Source organism: Rhodobacterales bacterium HKCCA1288 (assembly GCA_015693905.1).
GTDB lineage: Bacteria > Pseudomonadota > Alphaproteobacteria > Rhodobacterales > Rhodobacteraceae > M30B80.
On sequence record CP065161.1, the window covers coordinates 69,317 to 87,149 of the forward strand.

The window sequence follows — 17,833 nt, forward strand, 5'->3', positions numbered from 1 at the left end:
TGCTGAATGCATTCCCTTATTTTTTTCGGATGGATGTCTGTGAAGATGGTGAAGTGATGATGACCACCGCCACCGCTGACCAAACTGTAGACCATTAAATGCCGTATTGAAGTGAACTTCACTCATACGGTATCAATAAAACATAGGCGTTACACGATGGTTGGGGCTTGGATCAGGAACCAACAACCTCTCGACCGCACCATTCTCTCTCCCGTTATCAGTGAACCATCGTGACCTGTCCGGCTTTGTGCCCGCTGTGGTTTAGGGAATTCTGACCAAATCATATTTCAGAAAGAACATCACAGACCGCTCAATGGTTGCGGGTGGCCAGCCTGTGCTGTGGCATAATTCGGGCAGGGTGATCCCTGCATCCCCCGCCTCGTGAATGAGGGTAAAAATGCGCTCAAGCGTGCTTTGTTTCTCAAAGGGGCTGCCGATCTTCTCATAGCGCCTGAGGGCGTAAATCTCTATCAATCGCGGCAGGGGCGCATTGGCCACGACCCGCATCCCGCCATCGGGCGCGCGCAGGCTTGGGTAGCCTGCGAAGAGGGCGGCGGGTGGTGGGCTCAGGGTCAATGCTTCGGGCGGCAGTGGGGCGTGGGCGCGGCGTCTGGCGTTTTGTTCGGCCCATAGGTCTTGATAGGCAGGAATGATCTGCGCCCAATCAAACAGCGCGCGCGCGCGGGCAAGGCCCGCTTGGCCAAGCCGTTTGCGCAATCCCTCATCACGGGCAAGCGCGAGAATGGCTGCGCGCATCGCGGATTGATCCAGAACTGTCATAGCCGAAAGGTTATTGCCGTATTGGCCATAGTTCAGCCGTCCAAGAAAATGACCATGGCCCTCGGGTAGGCTGGCAGGCCCGCTGATCATGCGGGTGGGGATCAAGATGCCCGTGTCGCTGGTGACTGTGTCTCGGATTCCGTCCCAGTCTGAGGCCAGAATAGGCAGGCCCGCCGCCATGCCCTCAACAGGGGCGAGGCCAAAGGTTTCCTGAATATTATCAATGGGAAAGCTAAATACATCGCCGCCTGACAGCGCCTCGGCACGGGCAGTGGCATCGGCCCCGTCTAAATGGGTAAAACTGACATCGGGCATCAGGGTGCGGGCGCATTCCTCAAACACCGATTGCGAATGCGTGTCGCCATAGATCCCGCACATGACGACATGCAGCGTGCGAGTTTTGCCAAGCTCGGCTTGGGCGGCTTGCAGGGCGATGAAATAGGGGGCGGGGTCAAATTTGCCATAGGGCAAAAGCCGCGCAAGGGTCGTAAAGACCACATCTTTCTTGCCCCACCCCATACGGGTGCGCAAAGATTTGCGCGCGGCCTCATCGCGCGCATAAGATGCCACATCAAGCCCAAGCGGGATCACAGGCATGAGGGGGAGGGCGCGGCGCACGGCCCCCGCACCCAAGGTTTTGCTCAAATAATCATCCACATGTTCCAGGTTATAGAGACACGCGGCCTTAACTGCTCGTGAGGTGCAAATCACCGCATCCCAGGGTTGATAGGGGCTTGTGCGGAGGTGAAAAAACCCTGCCATCACAGCAAGCGTTGAGGTCGTGTGGGTGATGCCGCAAAGGCCATAGGCGCTATGGCCAAAGGCCTGACGTTGAAAGGCCAGCGCGCTAAAGTCAGGCGCGGGGTAAAACATCACCCCTAAAGGGGCGATTTGTGCGGCGCTATGTTGTGCAACATGGCGCAATGGATGCTGCACTGCCCCTGATGTGGCCTGCATCAAGCTGGCAAATGCCGCCCCGTCTTTTTGGCTATACTGGGAGTCATTGAAGAACCGAGATTTGAAGGGTTGACGTTCGAGTGGGCAACGATTCAGATATGCGCATGATCCGTCCCGGTTTTCTCTCCTCTTCAGAACGGCGTGAACTTGAGGTTTGCGTGCGTAGCCAGCGCGAAGATCACGGCGTTGCACGGCGCGCCAATGCAATCCTGCTCCTTGATGACGGTAAGTCCTGTCAGGCTATCGCGGAGTTTCTGTATCTGGACGATGATACCATTCGGGGCTGGTACAAGACCTACCGAGAGGGCGGCTGGGACGCGCTTTCGACCGACGGCTGGAAGGGTGGTCAGTCCCGCATGACGACAGCTCAAGAGACGGAGCTTTGCACCTGGCTGGACGACCGCTTCTGTCGATCGACTGTCGAGATCAGGGCGTACATCGCGGCACAATATGGCGTGGACTATTCCCACTCGGGCTGCATCAAGCTTCTGTCGCGGCTGGGCTATGAATACCGGAAGCCGAAAGGGCTGCCACGCGTTGCATCTGAAGAGAAACAAGCCGAATTCATTGCGCTATACGAGCAGCTGCTGAACGGGTTGGGCGCCGATGAAGCCGTGTATTTCGCCGATGCGGTGCATCCCGAATATCAGACAAAGCCTGCGTTTGGCTGGGTCAAGGCAGGATCAAAGCCCACCGTGACAACCACCGCGGGACGCGGGCGGGTTAATATCCATGGCGCGCTCAACCTTGAGAATTTTGATGCGCCCTTTGTCGAACCAACCACCGTAGACGGGGTCAGTGCCGCCCAGCTTCTGGCCAAGATTGAGGAACGCAATCCTCTCTCGCGGATCATCTATGTCATCTGGGATAATGCGGCTTACCATAAGGGCCCGGACGTGCGCGAATTCCTCAAACGACCAGACTGCCGCATACGACTGATCCAGCTACCGCCTTATTGCCCGCACCTAAATCCGATAGAACGATTATGGGCGGTCATGCACCAATACGTCACTCACAATCGCTACTACCCCACACAAAAGAAGTTCGCAGATGCGATCCTGAGGTTCTTTCGAGAGACCCTGCCCAAAGAGTGGAAAACATTCCGTGATCAGGTGTCAGATAGCTTCAGGGTCGTCACTCACGAGGATTTTCGGGTTTTGGAGTAAGCGCGGTATATCAGAGACAGACACGACCTGATCGACATCGGCATGACGAAAATAGCCTTGCAGAAAGGATTGCCCTGCAACGCGGCGGCCATTGATCCCTTTGCCTGCCACATCATAGCCGTCACTCAGGGCATAAAGCGCGGCGTTGCGGTCGGGATCAGCCATGGCGCGTCATCCAAAGCCATGGGGTGGGGCCAACGCGCCATTCCCATAACGCAATAGCACGATCCAAATCCCCAAGCTGCGCCATCCAATCAGGCAGCGCCTCGGGCGCAAGGCCGCGTTCAATGCGGGTGATGTGATGGGTTGTGGCGAAGCGCTGCGTGATCTCGGCGGTCAGGCCGCGATGCCAACATTCATGCACCTCAACCAGAATGTCGCAATCGCGCAATTTAGGGTGCTGAATGGGATCAAGAAGCGTTCTCTCGCCCCCCTCGATATCGCAGATCAGCACCGTGTTTGGCGTGATGTGTCTGTGCAAAAACGCACCATCCACTTCGCCCCCGATTTTGATGCGGGCTGCAACCCCATTGACATGTGCAAGTTCGGCGCAGCGCTTTTGGCTTTGCGGGTTGGTGTCACGCGCTAAAATCTCGGCCCGCGGCATTCGCCGCGCTAGACCCACCGCATAATATCCTTCGGCGCAACCAATATCGATGATGCGGGCATAGTCGCGGGCGATGATCCGTTCGATGATTGGGTGCAGGCTTGCCTCATAGGCCCCGATCCGGCGCGCCAGTGCCGCGCCCTCGGTCGCAGCCCCTGCATAGGACATGCCCGCAAATGGCCCATAGGCGATTTGCACAGCGCCGCCCGATCTGGCGCAATGGGTCGCGTCTAAAAGGGCCGCGCGCCATTTTGCTAAATCCCGCAAGGCCGCCGAAAGGGCGGCCTGCGAAGGCGGGCCCTCAAGATGTTGGCGCAGCCTGTTGGTGATGGCCTTTGTCAAGGCAGAGGCCGCATCAGGGGTAACACCCTGATCCGCCCCCTGATCCGCCATAGGCGTCTTGGGTTGGGTCATAGCAGCCGATCTTGCGCGAAATCCCCGCGCGGTTTTGTTTAGCAGTCACAGGTAGTGTTGCGGCAGAGGGCGCACAAAGTCAACAAAACGAAGCCCGCCAAAAGGCGGGCCCGCGCAAACAGCGTAAAATCAGCCTAAGGTGAAATCAGGCCGCGCGATCTAGATCAAAGGCGTCATGCAGGGCCTGCACCGCCAATTCCAGATATTTGCGATCAACAAGAACCGAGACTTTAATTTCGGATGTGGTGATGACTTTGATATTGATGCCTTCATCGCGCAAAGTCGCAAACATCTTCGCGGCCACGCCTGCATGGCTGCGCATCCCGATCCCTACGATTGATACTTTGCAAACATCGCTGTCGATCAGCAATTCGGAAAAGCCGATTTCATTGCGGGCTTTCGCCTCCTCAAGGGCCTTTTGCGCGCGTTTGACCTGATCAATCGGCAGCGAGAAGGTCATATCGGTTTTGCCTTCTTCCGAGATATTTTGCACGATCATGTCCACATTGACCGCGGCCTCGGCGAGGGGGCCGAAAATAGCGGCTGCAATGCCTGGGCGATCTTCGACCTCGGTCAGGGTCACCTTTGCTTCATCGCGCGAATAGGCCACGCCCGCCACAGCTTTGCTTTCCACGATTTCCTCCTCGTCACAGACCAATGTGCCCGCGCTGTCATCCATTTCTTCAAAACTCGACAAAACCCGCAAGCGCACCTTATAGCGCATCGCCAGTTCAACCGAGCGCGTTTGCAGAACCTTCGCACCGAGGCTTGCAAGCTCAAGCATCTCTTCAAATGAGATTTTCTCAAGTTTGCGCGCCTTGTTGGTGATGCGCGGGTCGGTCGTGTAGACCCCGTCAACATCAGTGTAGATATCGCAGCGCTCGGCCTCGAAAGCAGCGGCAAAGGCCACGGCAGTCGTGTCTGATCCGCCACGGCCCAATGTGGTGATGCGCCCTTCAGGGCTGATGCCTTGGAACCCCGCAACCACGGCAACCTTCATCCCTTCGCCAAATTTGGCCATGATGTTATCGGTTGGGATTTCTTCAATCCGCGCACTGGCATGGGCGGAGGTGGTTTTGACGGGCACCTGCCATCCTTGCCACGAGCGCGCAGGAATATCCATTTCTTGCAAGGTCAGCGCCATCAGGCCGGCTGTAACATTCTCGCCCGAAGAGACGACCGCATCATATTCGCGCGCGTCATAGAGCGGCGAGGTCTCGCCCACATATCCTACAAGCTTGTTGGTCTCGCCCGACATGGCCGAGACAATCACGATCACATCATACCCATTGGCCACCTCGCGCCCCACACGTTTTGCGGCGCGGCGGATGCGATCAAGGGTGGCCACCGATGTGCCCCCGAATTTCATGACCAAAAGCGGCATAGCACTTCCCACTTATAAAGTTGCGCCGAGGCTTTACGCGCCAACGCAAGCGGGCGCAAGTGGAAGCGCTATTCCACCGTGACCGATTTCGCCAAATTGCGCGGTTGATCCACATCGGTGCCTTTGGCGATTGCGCTGTGATAGGCCAAAAGCTGCGCAGGCAGGGCGTAGAGGATGGGTGCGCTCAGCGGCGTGGTCGCGGGCAGGGCCAATGTGGCCGCGGTGCCCTCAGCGGCGGCTTTGCGCCCCGCCTCATCGGTGATCAGTGTCACTTGGCCGTGGCGCGCCATAACCTCCTGCATGTTTGAGATGGTTTTATCAAACAGTGCGTCATGCGGTGCGAATACCACCACAGGCAGGCTGCGATCAATCAGGGCGATCGGGCCATGTTTTAGTTCACCTGAAGCATAAGCTTCGGCGTGTATGTAGCTGAGTTCCTTTAATTTTAAGGCCGCCTCAAGGGCTGTGGCATACATCACGCCACGGCCTAGAAACAGCGCAGATTTTGCATCACTCAAGCCTTCGGCGAGATCGGCAATCTCGCCCTCCTTCGTCAGAACTTGGCGCATTTGATCGGGCAGTTTTTCCAAGCTTTGGATGTGATCCCGCACTTCTTGGGGGGACAGCGCACCGCGCTGCGCCGCGGCCTGCACCGCCATCAGCGCAAGGATGGTTAATTGGTTCACATAGGCCTTGGTTGACGCCACCGAGACCTCGACCCCTGCTAGAATGGCCAAGGCCAGATCGCTTTCGCGGGCGATGGAGGATGTGCCAACATTGACAAGGCTTGCCACCATGGCAGCGCGTCCGCGCATATATCGTAGGGCCGCCAATGTGTCAGCCGTCTCGCCAGATTGACTGACGAAAAGCGCAAGGGTGCGGGGCGCCACGGGCGGTTCACGATAACGGAATTCCGATGCGATATCGACATCGCAAGGCATCCCTGCCACCTGTTCGAACCAATATTTGGCGGTCAGGCAGGAATAATAGCCTGTCCCGCAGGCCACCATCACAACGCGGTCGAATTGGGTGAAATCTAAGGCTTCGGGGAAGGCAGGCACACCTTTGGGGGCATAGCGCCCCAAGGCCTCGCTCATGGTTTGGGGCTGTTCATGGATTTCTTTTGCCATGAAATGCTTATAACCCGCCTTGTCGATCACGGCGGCCCCTTGTTCGATACGGGTTTTGGCGCGGCTGACAGCGTGGCCCGCCTCATCAAAAATCTCGATGCTGCTGCGGGTCAGGATGGCGCAATCGCCCTCCTCAAGATAGGTAATTTCATGGGTGAGGGGGCCAAGCGCGATTGCGTCTGAACCGACATAGGTTTCACCATCGCCATGACCAATGGCCAAGGGCGACCCTTTGCGCGCGGCGATCATCAGATCATCTTCGCCCTCAAAGAGGAAACAAAGCGCAAACGCGCCTTCAAGCCGTGACAAAGTTTTTCGTGCGGCCTCAGCAGGGCTTAGACCTTGGGCAAGGTAATGCGCGCAGAGCTGAGAGACGGTTTCTGTATCGGTTTCGCTTTCAAAATTGCGGTCTTTTAATTCAGCCCGTAATTCGCGGAAATTCTCGATAATGCCATTATGCACCACCGCAACTTGCCCCGATTTATGCGGATGCGCATTGGTTACAGTGGGCGCGCCATGCGTGGCCCAACGGGTGTGCCCGATACCAGACTTGCCTGCCAAAGGGTGATGCACCAATTCATCCGACAGGTTCACAAGCTTACCCACCGCGCGGCGGCGATCAAGCGCACCGTTTTGCACAGTCGCAATGCCTGCGCTGTCATAGCCGCGATATTCCAGACGTTTAAGCGCCTCAACCAATGTGGGCGCAACCTCGTGGCTGCCCAAAATGCCAACGATCCCGCACATAGCCCTTACCCCTTTTTGGTCTTTTCTTTCAGCGCCAGCAGCCGCGCACGCAGGCGTGTGGCAAGCCCCGCTTTGTTTTCCTGCCGTCCACGCGCCACCGCCAAAGCCCCCTCTGGCACGTTTTCGGTGATCACCGAACCTGATGCGGTCAGTGCATCCGCACCAATGGTAACAGGGGCCACAAGCATCGTGTTTGACCCAATAAAGGCCCGCGCGCCCACTTCGGTGTGATGTTTGAACACGCCATCATAATTGCAGGTGATGGTTCCTGCGCCGATATTGGCCCCTTCGCCGATAGTCGCATCCCCGATATAGGACAGGTGGTTGACCTTAGCCCCTTCTTGGATTTGTGCTGATTTTACCTCAACGAAATTGCCGATCCGCGCGCCATTGTCGATTTCAGCACCAGGGCGCAGGCGGGCGTAAGGCCCCACAACGGCCCCTTGCGAGACATGTGCGCCCTCAAGATGACTAAAGGCGCGGATATGCGCGCCCGATTCAACAGTCACATTGGGGCCGAAGACCACATATGGCTCGATCACCGCATCGCGGCCAATATAAGTGTCATGGGCAAAATAGACTGTTTCGGGCGCGTGCATGGTGACGCCCAACTCTAGCATCTCGGCGCGGCGGGTTGCTTGAAAAATCCCTTCGGCGCGCGCCAGTTCCGCACGGCTATTGATCCCCAAGGTTTCCGCTTCTGGGCACGTCACATAGCCTGCTTTCAGGCCCGCCTTATGTGCCAAAGCAGGCACATCTGTCAGGTAATACTCGCCCGCCGCATTCGCGTTATCGACCTGTTCCAAAAGGTCGAATAATTGCGCGGCATCTGCGGCCATGAGGCCAGAATTACACAAGGTTATAGCAAGCTCGTCTCGGGTCGCATCCTTGGCCTCGACAATTTTATGCAAGGCCGTGCCCTTGGTCACCAAGCGGCCATAGCGCGCAGGGGTGTCTGCCTCAAATCCCAAAACGACCACATCATGGTCAGCGCGGGCCGCGATCAATTTGGTCAGGCTGTCCTCGCTGACAAAGGGCGTATCGCCGAACAACACCACCGCATCGCCCGCGAAATCCGCCAAAGCGGCGCGGGCCTGCGCCACGGCATGACCTGTGCCCAATTGTTCATTTTGGCGAATGCAGGTCACAGGGTGGTCGGCCAAGGCCGCCTCAACTTGATCCGCGCCATGACCTGTTATCACCACAACCCGCGCGGGCTCGAGGCTGAGGCCGCTGGCAAGGCTGTGTTCAATCATCGGAACGCCGCCCAAAGGATGCAGCACCTTGGGCAGGTCGGAATTCATCCGCGTCCCTTGGCCTGCGGCCAGAATGATCAGGGCAACGGGGCGTGTGCTCATGAGGGTGCCTTTTGGGATTTATGCCTGTTTGGTGTTCTCTTAACCTTCTTCACTTGATCTGCAAAGCCCGCAGGCGGTCACTTCCTCTTTCGATTTGTTACGATGTGCCATCGGCCCTTGGCGAAAATCCGCCTTTAGGTCATAAGCGGGGCACATCTGAGGCATGAGGACAGAATGGGCGCGCATATTATCGTTTTCGATTTGGATGGCACTTTGGCTGATACCAGCGCTGATCTTCTTGCTGCGGCCAATCAGGCGGTGGCAGAGGCGGGATGGCCCGCGATGTTGTCTCATCCAAAAGACGCGCTTTGTGCCTTTCGGGGCGGGCGGGCGATGTTGAAGCTTTCCCATGCGCGGCTTGCGGCGCAGGGCGGGTCTGACCTGCCACAGGAGGAGGCCTTCATCGAGGCGGGCTATCCCCGTCTGCTTGCGGCTTATGGGGCCGCGATTGACACGCATACAAGGCTTTATGAAGGTGCGGTTCAGGCGGTGCAGGCGTTGCGTGCCGCAGGCCATGCAACGGCGATTTGCACCAATAAGCCCGAGGCGCTGGCCGTGGATTTGGTCGCGAAATTGGGTGTTTCTGATCTTTTTGATGCTTTGGTCGGGGCCGATACATTGCCCACACGAAAGCCAGATGTGGCGCCCTATCATGAAACGCTGCGCCGTGCGGCCAAGCGGCGCTTTGGCGTGGATTTGGGGGCGGATGTGCGCGATTTTCCGCAATCCTGTTTGATAGGGGATACAGTCACTGACCGCGAAACGGCGCGCGCGGCAGGGGTGCCTTCAATTCTCGTGGGCTTCGGGCCAGAGGGGGGCGATATTGCACGCCTCAGCCCTGAGGCGATTTTGGATCATTACAGCGATCTGCCTGCGCTGATTGAGCGGGTCTTATCGGCGTGAATTCAATTGACCTGCCGCGTGAGAACCCTAACCTGTGCGCTATGAGCGACAAACCCATTTTCATCCGGTCTTTCACCCAACAAGAGCCAATCCCAGAGGCGGCGATTGAGGCGGCTAATCGGGTTTTGCGGACGGGCAGGTTGCACCGCTACAACACCGCCCCTGATGAGATTGCCGAAACTGCCCTTTTGGAGGAGGAATTCGCGGCGATGACGGGGGCCAAATATGCGCTTGCCGTGGCATCGGGTGGCTATGCAGTGGGGGCGGCCTTGCGTGCAATTGGCGTGGGGCAGGGGGATTTGGTTCTCTCAAACGGATTTACGCTTGCGCCTGTGCCCGGTGCCATCGCCTCGGTGGGCGCTGTGCCTGTCTTTGTAGAGGTGACCAAAAACTTAACCATTGATCTTGAGGATTTGAACACCAAAGCCCAAGCCAGCGGTGCGCGCGTGTTGCTGTTGTCGCATATGCGCGGGCATATCTGCGATATGGGCCGCCTCATGGAAATATGCGATGCGGCGGGCATCACCGTGATTGAGGATTGCGCCCATACAATGGGGGCCGCATGGGATGGTCTGGCCTCAGGGCGGCATGGCAAAATCGCCTGCTATTCCACCCAGACCTATAAACATATCAACTCAGGCGAAGGTGGGTTCCTCACCAGTGATGATGCCGATGTCATGGCGCGGGCCATTCTGCTGTCGGGCAGTTACATGCTTTACACGCGCCACCGCGCCGCCCCCCCGCCCGAGGCTTTTGCCCAAGCGCGTTTTGAGACGCCCAATGTTTCGGGGCGGATGGATAATTTGCGCGCCGCCATCCTGCGCCCGCAATTGGCCGATCTGCCGCGCCAAGTGGCGCGTTGGCGCGAGCTTTACGAGCGGATGGAGGCGGGGCTTGCCAATCTGCCCCATCTGCGCTTGACCGAGCGCGATCCGCGCGAGGATTACGTTGGATCCTCGTTTCAATTCCTTTTGCCCGATTGGTCGCCCGATAAAATCACGGCATTCGTCCAAGCGGCCGCGCGGCGGGGTGTTGAACTGAAATGGTTCGGCGCGGCAGAACCTGTTGCCTTTACCTCGCGCTATGACAGTTGGCGCTATGCACCTGCGCAAACCCTGCCCAAAACGGATCACATTTTGGCGGGGTTGATTGACTTAAGGCTGCCTTTGACCTTTGCGCCCGAAGATGTGGATCTTCTCGCCGAGATTTTGCGCGATGAGGTGATCGCGCATGCCCCCTGATGCCTCAGGCGGGTTTGGCAAGGCTTGTGCGATTTCGACCATCGGCCTTTGAGGCGTAAAGCGCCGCATCTGCGGCCTCAATCAGGCGGGGCGCGGTTTGGTTATTCTGTGGATGGGCCACTGCAAGACCGATACTTGCGGTAATGGTCAGCGGGCTTTCCATCGTATCAATCACAAACCCTTGCCCCGAGATCACCTCGCGCAGCGTGTCGGCGAGATGATAGGCCGCGCTGCCATCGCGCACGGGTGTGGCGACCAAGAATTCTTCCCCGCCCATGCGGGCGATGACGCAGCCATCGGGAAGGAATGATTTCATACGCAGGGCCAAATCCGTCAGGATTGCATCCCCTGCGGCGTGACCAAAGCGATCATTCACCGATTTGAAATGGTCAATATCAATCACCATCACCGCCAGATTGCCGCTTATATCGCACAGCAATCGGTCAAGCTGAAACATGGCGTAACGCCGATTGAACAATCCTGTCAGCGGGTCTGTGGTGGCCATTTGCATCCCTGCAGAGAGGCCCGCGCGCAAACGGTCTGCTTGGCGTTTGCGGCGCAATTGCGTTTTCAGACGCACCGCCATTTCTGCGGGATCAAAGGGGTCATAGATGATGTCGCCCGCCCCCAAATCCAACGCAATCGCGGCGCGTTCGGCGTCATTGGCAGGCAGAACCATCATCATGCCCGCATGGCGCGTGGCAGGGCGCGAGCGCAGATCAGACAATAGGCGCAACCCCTCGTTGCGATGGGATAGGTCTGTGGCAATGACAAAAATATCAGGAACGGATTGACTGGCCGAAAGATCAGAGAGCGCTTCACTGCGTGTCATGATGCGAATGTTAAGGCCCCGAAACCCAGCCAAACCTGCACGCCAAAACAGTCCCGTTTCAGGGCGGGGTGCAATCAGGGCGATTGTGTTTTCTGTGTCATTCGGGGCGGGGGTCGCCTCAAGCGCCAGATCAAGGGCGCTTGCCCCTTGTTGGCGCAGTTCCGCTGTGCCGTTCGTTTCGCGCAAAAGCGACCGCACCCGCGCCAGAAGTTGGTTTTCATCAACGGGCTTGGTGAGATAGTCATCCGCCCCCGAATTCAGCCCCTCAAGTTTTGAGGCGTGATCAAGGCGCGAGGTGATCAAGATGATTGGAATATCGCGCGTGGCGGGGTCACGTTTGAGGCGCGCACAAACCGAAAGCCCGTCAAGATCGGGCATCATCACATCCAACAAGATTAGGTCAGGGGCCGCATGGCGGGCCATGCGCAGCGCCTCATGGCCAGAGCTTGCCTGCAAAACCTCGTAACAGGCGCTGCGCAGCTTCACTTTCAGCACGATGCGATTGGTCGCGACATCGTCCACGATCAAAATACGCTCGCCCATATAACCTCTATCCTCGTTAGATCGCGCGGGGTTTGCCCGCGCCTATGTTTTGACCTTCATCATCAGGTCTTGTCTTGGGTTATGCATGGCCCAAGTGATATGTGCAGTGATACAAGAGGAATGGTTAACAAATTCTTTCTATGCGCGAGGAATGCAAAGAATGAAGAAAGAAATCGCACAGGAAAAGGCGATTGCAGCCCTTGTGTGGCTTTCGTCCGATGACGCGCTGACGGGGCAGTTCTTGGGCGCATCTGGCCTGTCGGTCGAAGATATGCGGGCCGCTATCGCCAAAGGTGATCACGGGTTCTTATCCGCCGTGGTCGAATTCATCTCGCAAGACGATGCTTGGGTGGTTGAGGCTGCGGGGGCAATTGGCCTCACGCCAGATGAATTTGTCACCTTGCGGCAGGTGATGCTTGGGCGCTCTGCCACCCATTGGACATAAGTTTATCTGCCCCCTTTGGGGGCTTCATTCCCGTTGAGCTTGCATAAGAGATAGCGCAGCTGATCCAGCTCTTCTGGGGTTAATCGCCCCTCAATCATCTGCAAATGATCGCGGCAGGAGGGGTGGTAATAAGCCATAATTTCCACCCCGCGCTTTGTCAGTTTGACTTGGGTCATACGGCGATCAGAATGATCGATGCTGCGCTTGATTGTGCCCAACTCCTCTAATTGCCGCAGAGCCCGCGAGGTGGCAGTGCGATCAATTCCGACAAAGTCGGAAATTTCCGAGGGGCTTGTCAAATTATGTTCATGCAGGGCCAATAAAATGCACCAATTCACCCGCGACAGACCACTGTGGCGTAGGGATAGTTCGATGCATTTTTCAAATACACGCGCCGTTCGCTGTAGTTTAAAACCGATACTAGAATGCAAACGCCCCGTGGGCGTCTCATCAGTCATTTGCATGGCGGCTACCATATGTTCTGGGTCTGACAGAAGTTATTATTAAGTAGTCATTTATCTCATTTTAGCCGAATTTATGGGAAAATAAACAAGGGGGCAGCAAAAATATGCAAGAAAATTACTTCCAATTGTTAATATTTGACAAAGATGGAACACTGTTTGACTTTGCTAAATCTTGGGAAAATTGGGCAAAATCGGCTCTGCTTGCGCTCGCGGGGGGTGATGAAATTTTATTTCGCGCCCTTGCAGATCGCTTGTCTTTTGATGCGGAGCGTGGCGTGTTCTTGCCCGATAGTGTCGCTATTGCAGGCACGCTGGACGAGACTGCGCACCACTTGGCCCCGCTTTTGGGGGCTGATTTTACCCCGCAGCAGATCGCGGCGCGTCTGAATCACCTTGCACAATCTGCTGTCATGGTCGAGGCGGCCCCGTTGACGCCGCTGCTCACGGGCTTGCGGCAGGCGGGCTACATCTTGGCTGTGGCGACCAATGGGCAAAAGGACGAGGCCGAGGCCCATTTGGCGGCACATGATATCCGCCCCTATTTTGCCGAAGTCATCGGGTGCGACAGTGGGCATGGTGCGAAACCTGACCCAGCCATGTGCGCCCATATCGCACAGGCCTGTGGTGTTGCGCCTGCGCGCGCGGTAATGGTGGGCGATAGCCTGCATGATCTACGGGCGGGCCGCGCCGCTGGCATGGCGACAGTGGGCGTTCTCACAGGACTTGCCGATCATGGCACGCTCGTGCCGCATGCTGATGCCGTGTTGCCAGACATTGGCCATCTTCCCGCTTGGCTGGGGCATTGAAGCTGCGTTTGTCTGTTCGCGTCAAAATGGCGAGGGGTTTGGTCGGAATTTGTCGGGTTTTTCCCGCCCTCGCGCGGGCAGTCTAAAGGGGCTTTGATCTCCCTATTTGTAAGATCCGATCCTATGACCGAAACCACAGTTGATCCAAAACGCCGCCGTTCCGGGGGCACGCGCGCCAAACATCAAGGTGTCAGCCAACATGCGATTGCGCAAAGGCCGTGGCGTATTCCGCAAAATATAGATCAACCAACCGAACCCTTGCCGCCTGAGGGTGTCTTGGCCATCCACAACAACGCTCTGCGGATTCTGTCCGAGCTTGGGCTTGAGATGCTGCATCCTGAGGCGCGGCAAATATTGGTGCAGGCAGGCTGCCGCCAAGAGGGCGAGACGATCTTTTTTGATCCTGATTTTGTGACCGAGATGGTCGCGCGTGCGCCCCAAAGCTTTACAGTGACGCCGCGAAACCCTGCGCGTCAGCTGACCATTGGCGAGGGGCATATTCTCTTTGGCAATGTGTCCTCCCCCCCCAATGCATGGGATATGGCACGCGGCAAACGGGCGGGCGATTTTGCGACCTTCCGCGAATTCATCAAATTGACGCAATATTTTAACTGCATCCATTTTGCAGGCGGCTACCCCGTTGAGCCGATAGATATTCATCCCTCAATCCGCCATTTGGATTGTTTGCACGAAAAGCTCATCGCGACTGACAAGGTGGTGCATACCTACTGCCTTGGCAAAGAGCGGGTTGAAGACGCTATGGAGATGGTGCGGATCGCCGCGGGTCTCAGCCACGAGGAATTCGAGGCGACACCGCGGTTTTACACCAATATCAACTCGGTCAGCCCGCTGAAACATGACTATCCAATGTTGGACGGGGCGATGCGTATGGCGCGGCGCGGGCAGCCTGTGGTTGTTACCCCCTTTACCTTAGCGGGGGCGATGGCGCCTGTGACCCTTGCGGGGGCTGTGTCCTTGTCCATTGCCGAGGCTTTGGGGGCGATTGCCTTGTTGCAATATATCGCGCCGCACGCGCCTGTGGTGATTGGAACCTTCACCTCAAATGTTGATATGAAATCAGGCGCGCCTGCCTTTGGCACACCTGAATATATCCGTGCCACCCAAATGACTGGGCAGATGGCCCGTTTTTATGGGCTGCCTCTGCGTTCCAGCGGGGTTTGCGCCGCCAATGTGCCCGATGGGCAGGCCCAAGCCGAAACCCTGCAAAGCTTGTGGGCCGCGGTGCAATCTGGCACAAATATGGTCTATCACGCCGCAGGTTGGCTGGAAGGGGGGCTGATCGCAAGCCCCGAGAAATTCGTGATGGATTGCGAATTGCTGCAACAGTTCCAACGCTATTTTGACCCCGTTCTGACCCAGACCAATGCGGATGATCTGGCCTTTGAGGCCGTGCGCGATGTTGGGGCGGGGGGGCATTATTTTGGCACGGCGCATACCCAAGCCCGTTTTAGCACGGCCTTTTATCAGCCGTTTCATTCTGATTGGCGCAATTTCGAGGCGTGGGAAAAAGATGGTGCCGTTTGGAGCGCCGAGCGCGCGCATGGAATTTACAAGGCAATCTTGGCCGAGGCGACAGACCCACCCCTTGATCCGAGTATCCGCGAAGAACTCGATGCCTTTGTCGCCAAGCGCAAGGAGGAGGGCGGCGCGCCCACCGATTTCTAACGCGCAGATCCCGCTGCATGCATCAGCATCTTGTTAATCTTTTGCGCTTAAGCGTGGAAAGAGTGATGTTTGATTTTGCAAGGTAAATCGGTGCGATGCAGGGCTTTGTAAACCGCGCATTTCAGCAATATGTGCAAGATATGCACGGCGCTGCCGCGTGGGAGGAAATACGGGTCATTGCCGGCGCCCCCCTTGATGGGTTCGAGCCCATGTTGCCCAGTGATGCGCAATCCACGCGGTATCTTTTGGATGCTATGACAGGTCATTTGGGCCATAGCGAAGACGCGCTTTGGGAGGAGTTGGGTCTTTACCTCGTCACCCACCCCCGAATGGAGGGGCTGCGCCGCCTTCTGCGCTTTGGGGGGCGGGATTTTGTCGAATTTATTTGGTCTTTGGCAGATTTACATGATCGCGGGCAGCTTGCCTTGGGCCTGCTTGATTTGCCCAAGATCAATATCCGCAGCATGGATGGCCCAAACCAGATGCGCTTTGATCTCGACATCACATGGATGATGGAGGGGGGGGTGTTCTTGATCTATGGCGCATTGCAGGCCATGGCAGATGATTACGGGGCCTTGGCCGTGATCCGACCCAATCCGGGCTGCATTACGATTGAGCTGCACGATTTGGGCTTTGGCCCTGCGCGCAGCTTTGCCCTGATCGGTGAGCCGCCCCTGTCCGAGGCGCGGGCATGATGGCGCGTGCCCCTTCATCACTTGCGCCGCATGGCCCCGATGCCTTGCCTTGGGCGGGCTTGGCCCCGCTTTTGCCGATGCATCTGGCCTGCGATGATCAGGCGCGGATTGTCTCGGTCGGGCCAACTGTGTCGAAAATGTTAGAGGTTCCGCCTGATCAGCTTATTGGGCAGCCTTTGTTTGACTTGGTTCAGATCAAATCCCCGCAATTGGCCAATAGTTTTGAGGAGCTGTGCGCCATAACGGGGCAGCGTTTGCAGCTATGTCTTTGCAGCGCGCCCGAGATTATGTTGCGCGGCGTGATAAGCGCGTGGGGGCAGGGCGCAGTTCTCAGCCTGTCATTGGGGCTGAATTTCACCCAAGGCATCGCGCGCTGGGCCTTGCATATGTCGGATTTTCCGCACACGGATCAGACCGTGGAATTGCTCTATTTGCAGGAGGCCAATACCGCTGTCGCGGCCGAAAGCCGCGCGTTGACAGAGCGCCTTTTTACCGCCCGCGCGTTGGCCGAGCGCGAGGCATTAACAGATCCGCTCACGGGGCTTGCCAATCGCCGTGCCTTGGAACGCGCGCTGCCGCGCCTCTTGTCGCGCATCGAGCGGCCCTTTGCCCTGCTGCATATTGATTTGGATTATTTCAAGGCGGTGAATGATCAATATGGTCATGCGGCAGGTGATCTGGTGCTGACCCAAGTTGGGCGTATCTTGCGCAGTGACATCCGCGCGGGTGATTTCGCCGCGCGTTTGGGGGGCGATGAATTTGTGGTGATGATCGCCAATGCCATTGATCCCACGATCCTTGCAGATCTCGCAGCGCGGCTGATTACCCATCTTGAGGCCCCCATCACAGTCGAAGGCGGGGTTGCCCGCATCTCGGCCTCTGTCGGGATCGCGATTTCAACGGATTTTGCGCAAGATGCCCGCGCCATGCTGCAGGCGGCTGATGAGGCGCTCTATAACGCCAAGGCCGCAGGGCGGGCAGGATTTGCCTTTGCTGCCCCGCCTCAGCTGGGGGTGGCATCGCCTGTGGCTATTGCCTCATCGGGTTGATCCAGTAATTCGGGATACCAAACCGCCAACCCCAATTGTCGCGCTGCGGGCAGGGATAAAATCGGGCTGTCGAGGCCTTGCCCGCGTTGAAAGGCGCGAATGGCGGCCTTGGTTGGGGCGTCTAATTGCCCTGTGATTGCGCCTTGATACTGCCCGCGCGCCTGCAGCGCGCGCTGTAGGGCGGTCAAAAGCTCAGGGTTGCGCTCAAGATCGCAAATGGTTTCAAACCATCTCTCGCGCCGTTCCTCAACAATCACCTGACGGGTTTCTGTGCGATAGGTTGCAGGGGTCACCACCTGACCCTCCGCACCAAGGCGTGCGGGGCGGGTGATGATCTGCTCGGTCACAGTTTCAATCACTGCAGGCGTCACCTGTAGCCCATAACAGGCCTCGGGGCGGGCATCAGGTGGGCCTGATCCGCGCTGCACTTCTGCAATATGGGGGGCAATTTGACCACGCTGTTCAGGGTCAATCTCGAAAGGCGCGCCCACGACACAGCCCGAGAGGCCAAATGCCACCCCAATCATGCCGCAAAGAACACTGCGCGCCATAAATTTATGCCTCAAGGTTATTCTTATTTTTCCATAACAATAGGCAAACTGGCTCAAAGGGCAATGGCTTTGCGC

The 17,833-nt window shown here is 57.3% G+C and carries 17 protein-coding genes; 8 read left to right on the forward strand and 9 right to left on the reverse strand.

Annotated elements, in window-relative coordinates:
- Window positions 1–261: 261 nt before the first annotated feature.
- On the reverse strand, window positions 262–1,737 hold the full coding sequence (locus tag I3V23_00325; protein ID QPI85505.1) for a glycosyltransferase family 4 protein: 1,476 nt from the start codon (window positions 1,735–1,737) through the stop codon (window positions 262–264).
- 104 nt (window positions 1,738–1,841) lie between these two features.
- Between I3V23_00325 and I3V23_00330 the strand changes: the two genes are divergently transcribed.
- Window positions 1,842–2,903, forward strand: coding sequence for an IS630 family transposase (locus I3V23_00330; GenBank protein QPI86607.1), 1,062 nt, complete (start codon window positions 1,842–1,844; stop codon window positions 2,901–2,903).
- On the opposite strand, the gene I3V23_00335 is transcribed toward I3V23_00330, so the two are convergent.
- The 5 genes from I3V23_00335 to glmU form a co-directional block, all read right to left on the reverse strand.
- Window positions 2,853–3,068, reverse strand: a complete 216-nt coding sequence (locus I3V23_00335) for a hypothetical protein (GenBank protein ID QPI85506.1) — start codon at window positions 3,066–3,068, stop codon at window positions 2,853–2,855. The genes I3V23_00330 and I3V23_00335 overlap by 51 nt on opposite strands.
- On the reverse strand, window positions 3,061–3,924 hold the full coding sequence (locus tag I3V23_00340) for a hypothetical protein (GenBank protein ID QPI85507.1): 864 nt from the start codon (window positions 3,922–3,924) through the stop codon (window positions 3,061–3,063). The genes I3V23_00335 and I3V23_00340 overlap by 8 nt, the downstream gene beginning before the upstream one ends.
- A gap of 145 nt (window positions 3,925–4,069) precedes the next feature.
- On the reverse strand, window positions 4,070–5,308 hold the full coding sequence (locus I3V23_00345; protein QPI85508.1) for an aspartate kinase: 1,239 nt from the start codon (window positions 5,306–5,308) through the stop codon (window positions 4,070–4,072).
- 68 nt (window positions 5,309–5,376) lie between these two features.
- Entirely contained in the window at window positions 5,377–7,185 is a 1,809-nt protein-coding gene (gene glmS / locus I3V23_00350; GenBank protein QPI85509.1) for a glutamine--fructose-6-phosphate transaminase (isomerizing), read from the reverse strand.
- Window positions 7,186–7,190: 5 nt separating this feature from the next.
- Entirely contained in the window at window positions 7,191–8,543 is a 1,353-nt protein-coding gene (gene glmU, locus I3V23_00355; protein QPI85510.1) for a bifunctional UDP-N-acetylglucosamine diphosphorylase/glucosamine-1-phosphate N-acetyltransferase GlmU, read from the reverse strand.
- A 174-nt stretch (window positions 8,544–8,717) separates the two neighbouring features.
- Between glmU and I3V23_00360 the strand changes: the two genes are divergently transcribed.
- Window positions 8,718–9,446, forward strand: coding sequence for an HAD hydrolase-like protein (locus tag I3V23_00360; protein ID QPI85511.1), 729 nt, complete (start codon window positions 8,718–8,720; stop codon window positions 9,444–9,446).
- Window positions 9,447–9,487: 41 nt separating this feature from the next.
- Window positions 9,488–10,687, forward strand: a complete 1,200-nt coding sequence (locus I3V23_00365; protein ID QPI85512.1) for a DegT/DnrJ/EryC1/StrS family aminotransferase — start codon at window positions 9,488–9,490, stop codon at window positions 10,685–10,687.
- A gap of 4 nt (window positions 10,688–10,691) precedes the next feature.
- On the opposite strand, the gene I3V23_00370 is transcribed toward I3V23_00365, so the two are convergent.
- Complete coding sequence (locus I3V23_00370; GenBank protein ID QPI85513.1) at window positions 10,692–12,062, reverse strand: diguanylate cyclase; 1,371 nt, start codon at window positions 12,060–12,062, stop codon at window positions 10,692–10,694.
- A 160-nt stretch (window positions 12,063–12,222) separates the two neighbouring features.
- Between I3V23_00370 and I3V23_00375 the strand changes: the two genes are divergently transcribed.
- On the forward strand, window positions 12,223–12,507 hold the full coding sequence (locus I3V23_00375; GenBank protein QPI85514.1) for a DUF3572 family protein: 285 nt from the start codon (window positions 12,223–12,225) through the stop codon (window positions 12,505–12,507).
- A gap of 2 nt (window positions 12,508–12,509) precedes the next feature.
- Here I3V23_00375 and I3V23_00380 read toward each other — a convergent pair whose 3' ends face one another.
- On the reverse strand, window positions 12,510–12,971 hold the full coding sequence (locus I3V23_00380; protein QPI85515.1) for a MarR family transcriptional regulator: 462 nt from the start codon (window positions 12,969–12,971) through the stop codon (window positions 12,510–12,512).
- Between the two features lie 104 nt (window positions 12,972–13,075).
- On the opposite strand from I3V23_00380, the gene I3V23_00385 reads away from it, so the two are divergent.
- The 4 genes from I3V23_00385 (at window position 13,076) to I3V23_00400 (ending at window position 17,207) form a co-directional block, all read left to right on the forward strand.
- Window positions 13,076–13,777: an HAD family hydrolase gene (locus tag I3V23_00385; GenBank protein ID QPI85516.1), complete on the forward strand. Its 702-nt coding sequence runs from the start codon at window positions 13,076–13,078 to the stop codon at window positions 13,775–13,777.
- 123 nt (window positions 13,778–13,900) lie between these two features.
- Window positions 13,901–15,463: a trimethylamine methyltransferase family protein gene (locus I3V23_00390; GenBank protein ID QPI85517.1), complete on the forward strand. Its 1,563-nt coding sequence runs from the start codon at window positions 13,901–13,903 to the stop codon at window positions 15,461–15,463.
- A 95-nt stretch (window positions 15,464–15,558) separates the two neighbouring features.
- Window positions 15,559–16,158: a heme NO-binding domain-containing protein gene (locus I3V23_00395; protein ID QPI85518.1), complete on the forward strand. Its 600-nt coding sequence runs from the start codon at window positions 15,559–15,561 to the stop codon at window positions 16,156–16,158.
- A complete protein-coding gene (locus tag I3V23_00400) occupies window positions 16,155–17,207 on the forward strand; it encodes a diguanylate cyclase (GenBank protein ID QPI85519.1) in 1,053 nt (350 codons plus the stop codon). Before I3V23_00395 ends, I3V23_00400 begins: the two co-directional genes overlap by 4 nt.
- On the opposite strand, the gene I3V23_00405 is transcribed toward I3V23_00400, so the two are convergent.
- Complete coding sequence (locus I3V23_00405) at window positions 17,162–17,758, reverse strand: peptidoglycan-binding protein (GenBank protein QPI85520.1); 597 nt, start codon at window positions 17,756–17,758, stop codon at window positions 17,162–17,164. The two genes, I3V23_00400 and I3V23_00405, sit on opposite strands and share 46 nt — an antisense overlap.
- Window positions 17,759–17,833 lie beyond the last annotated feature (75 nt).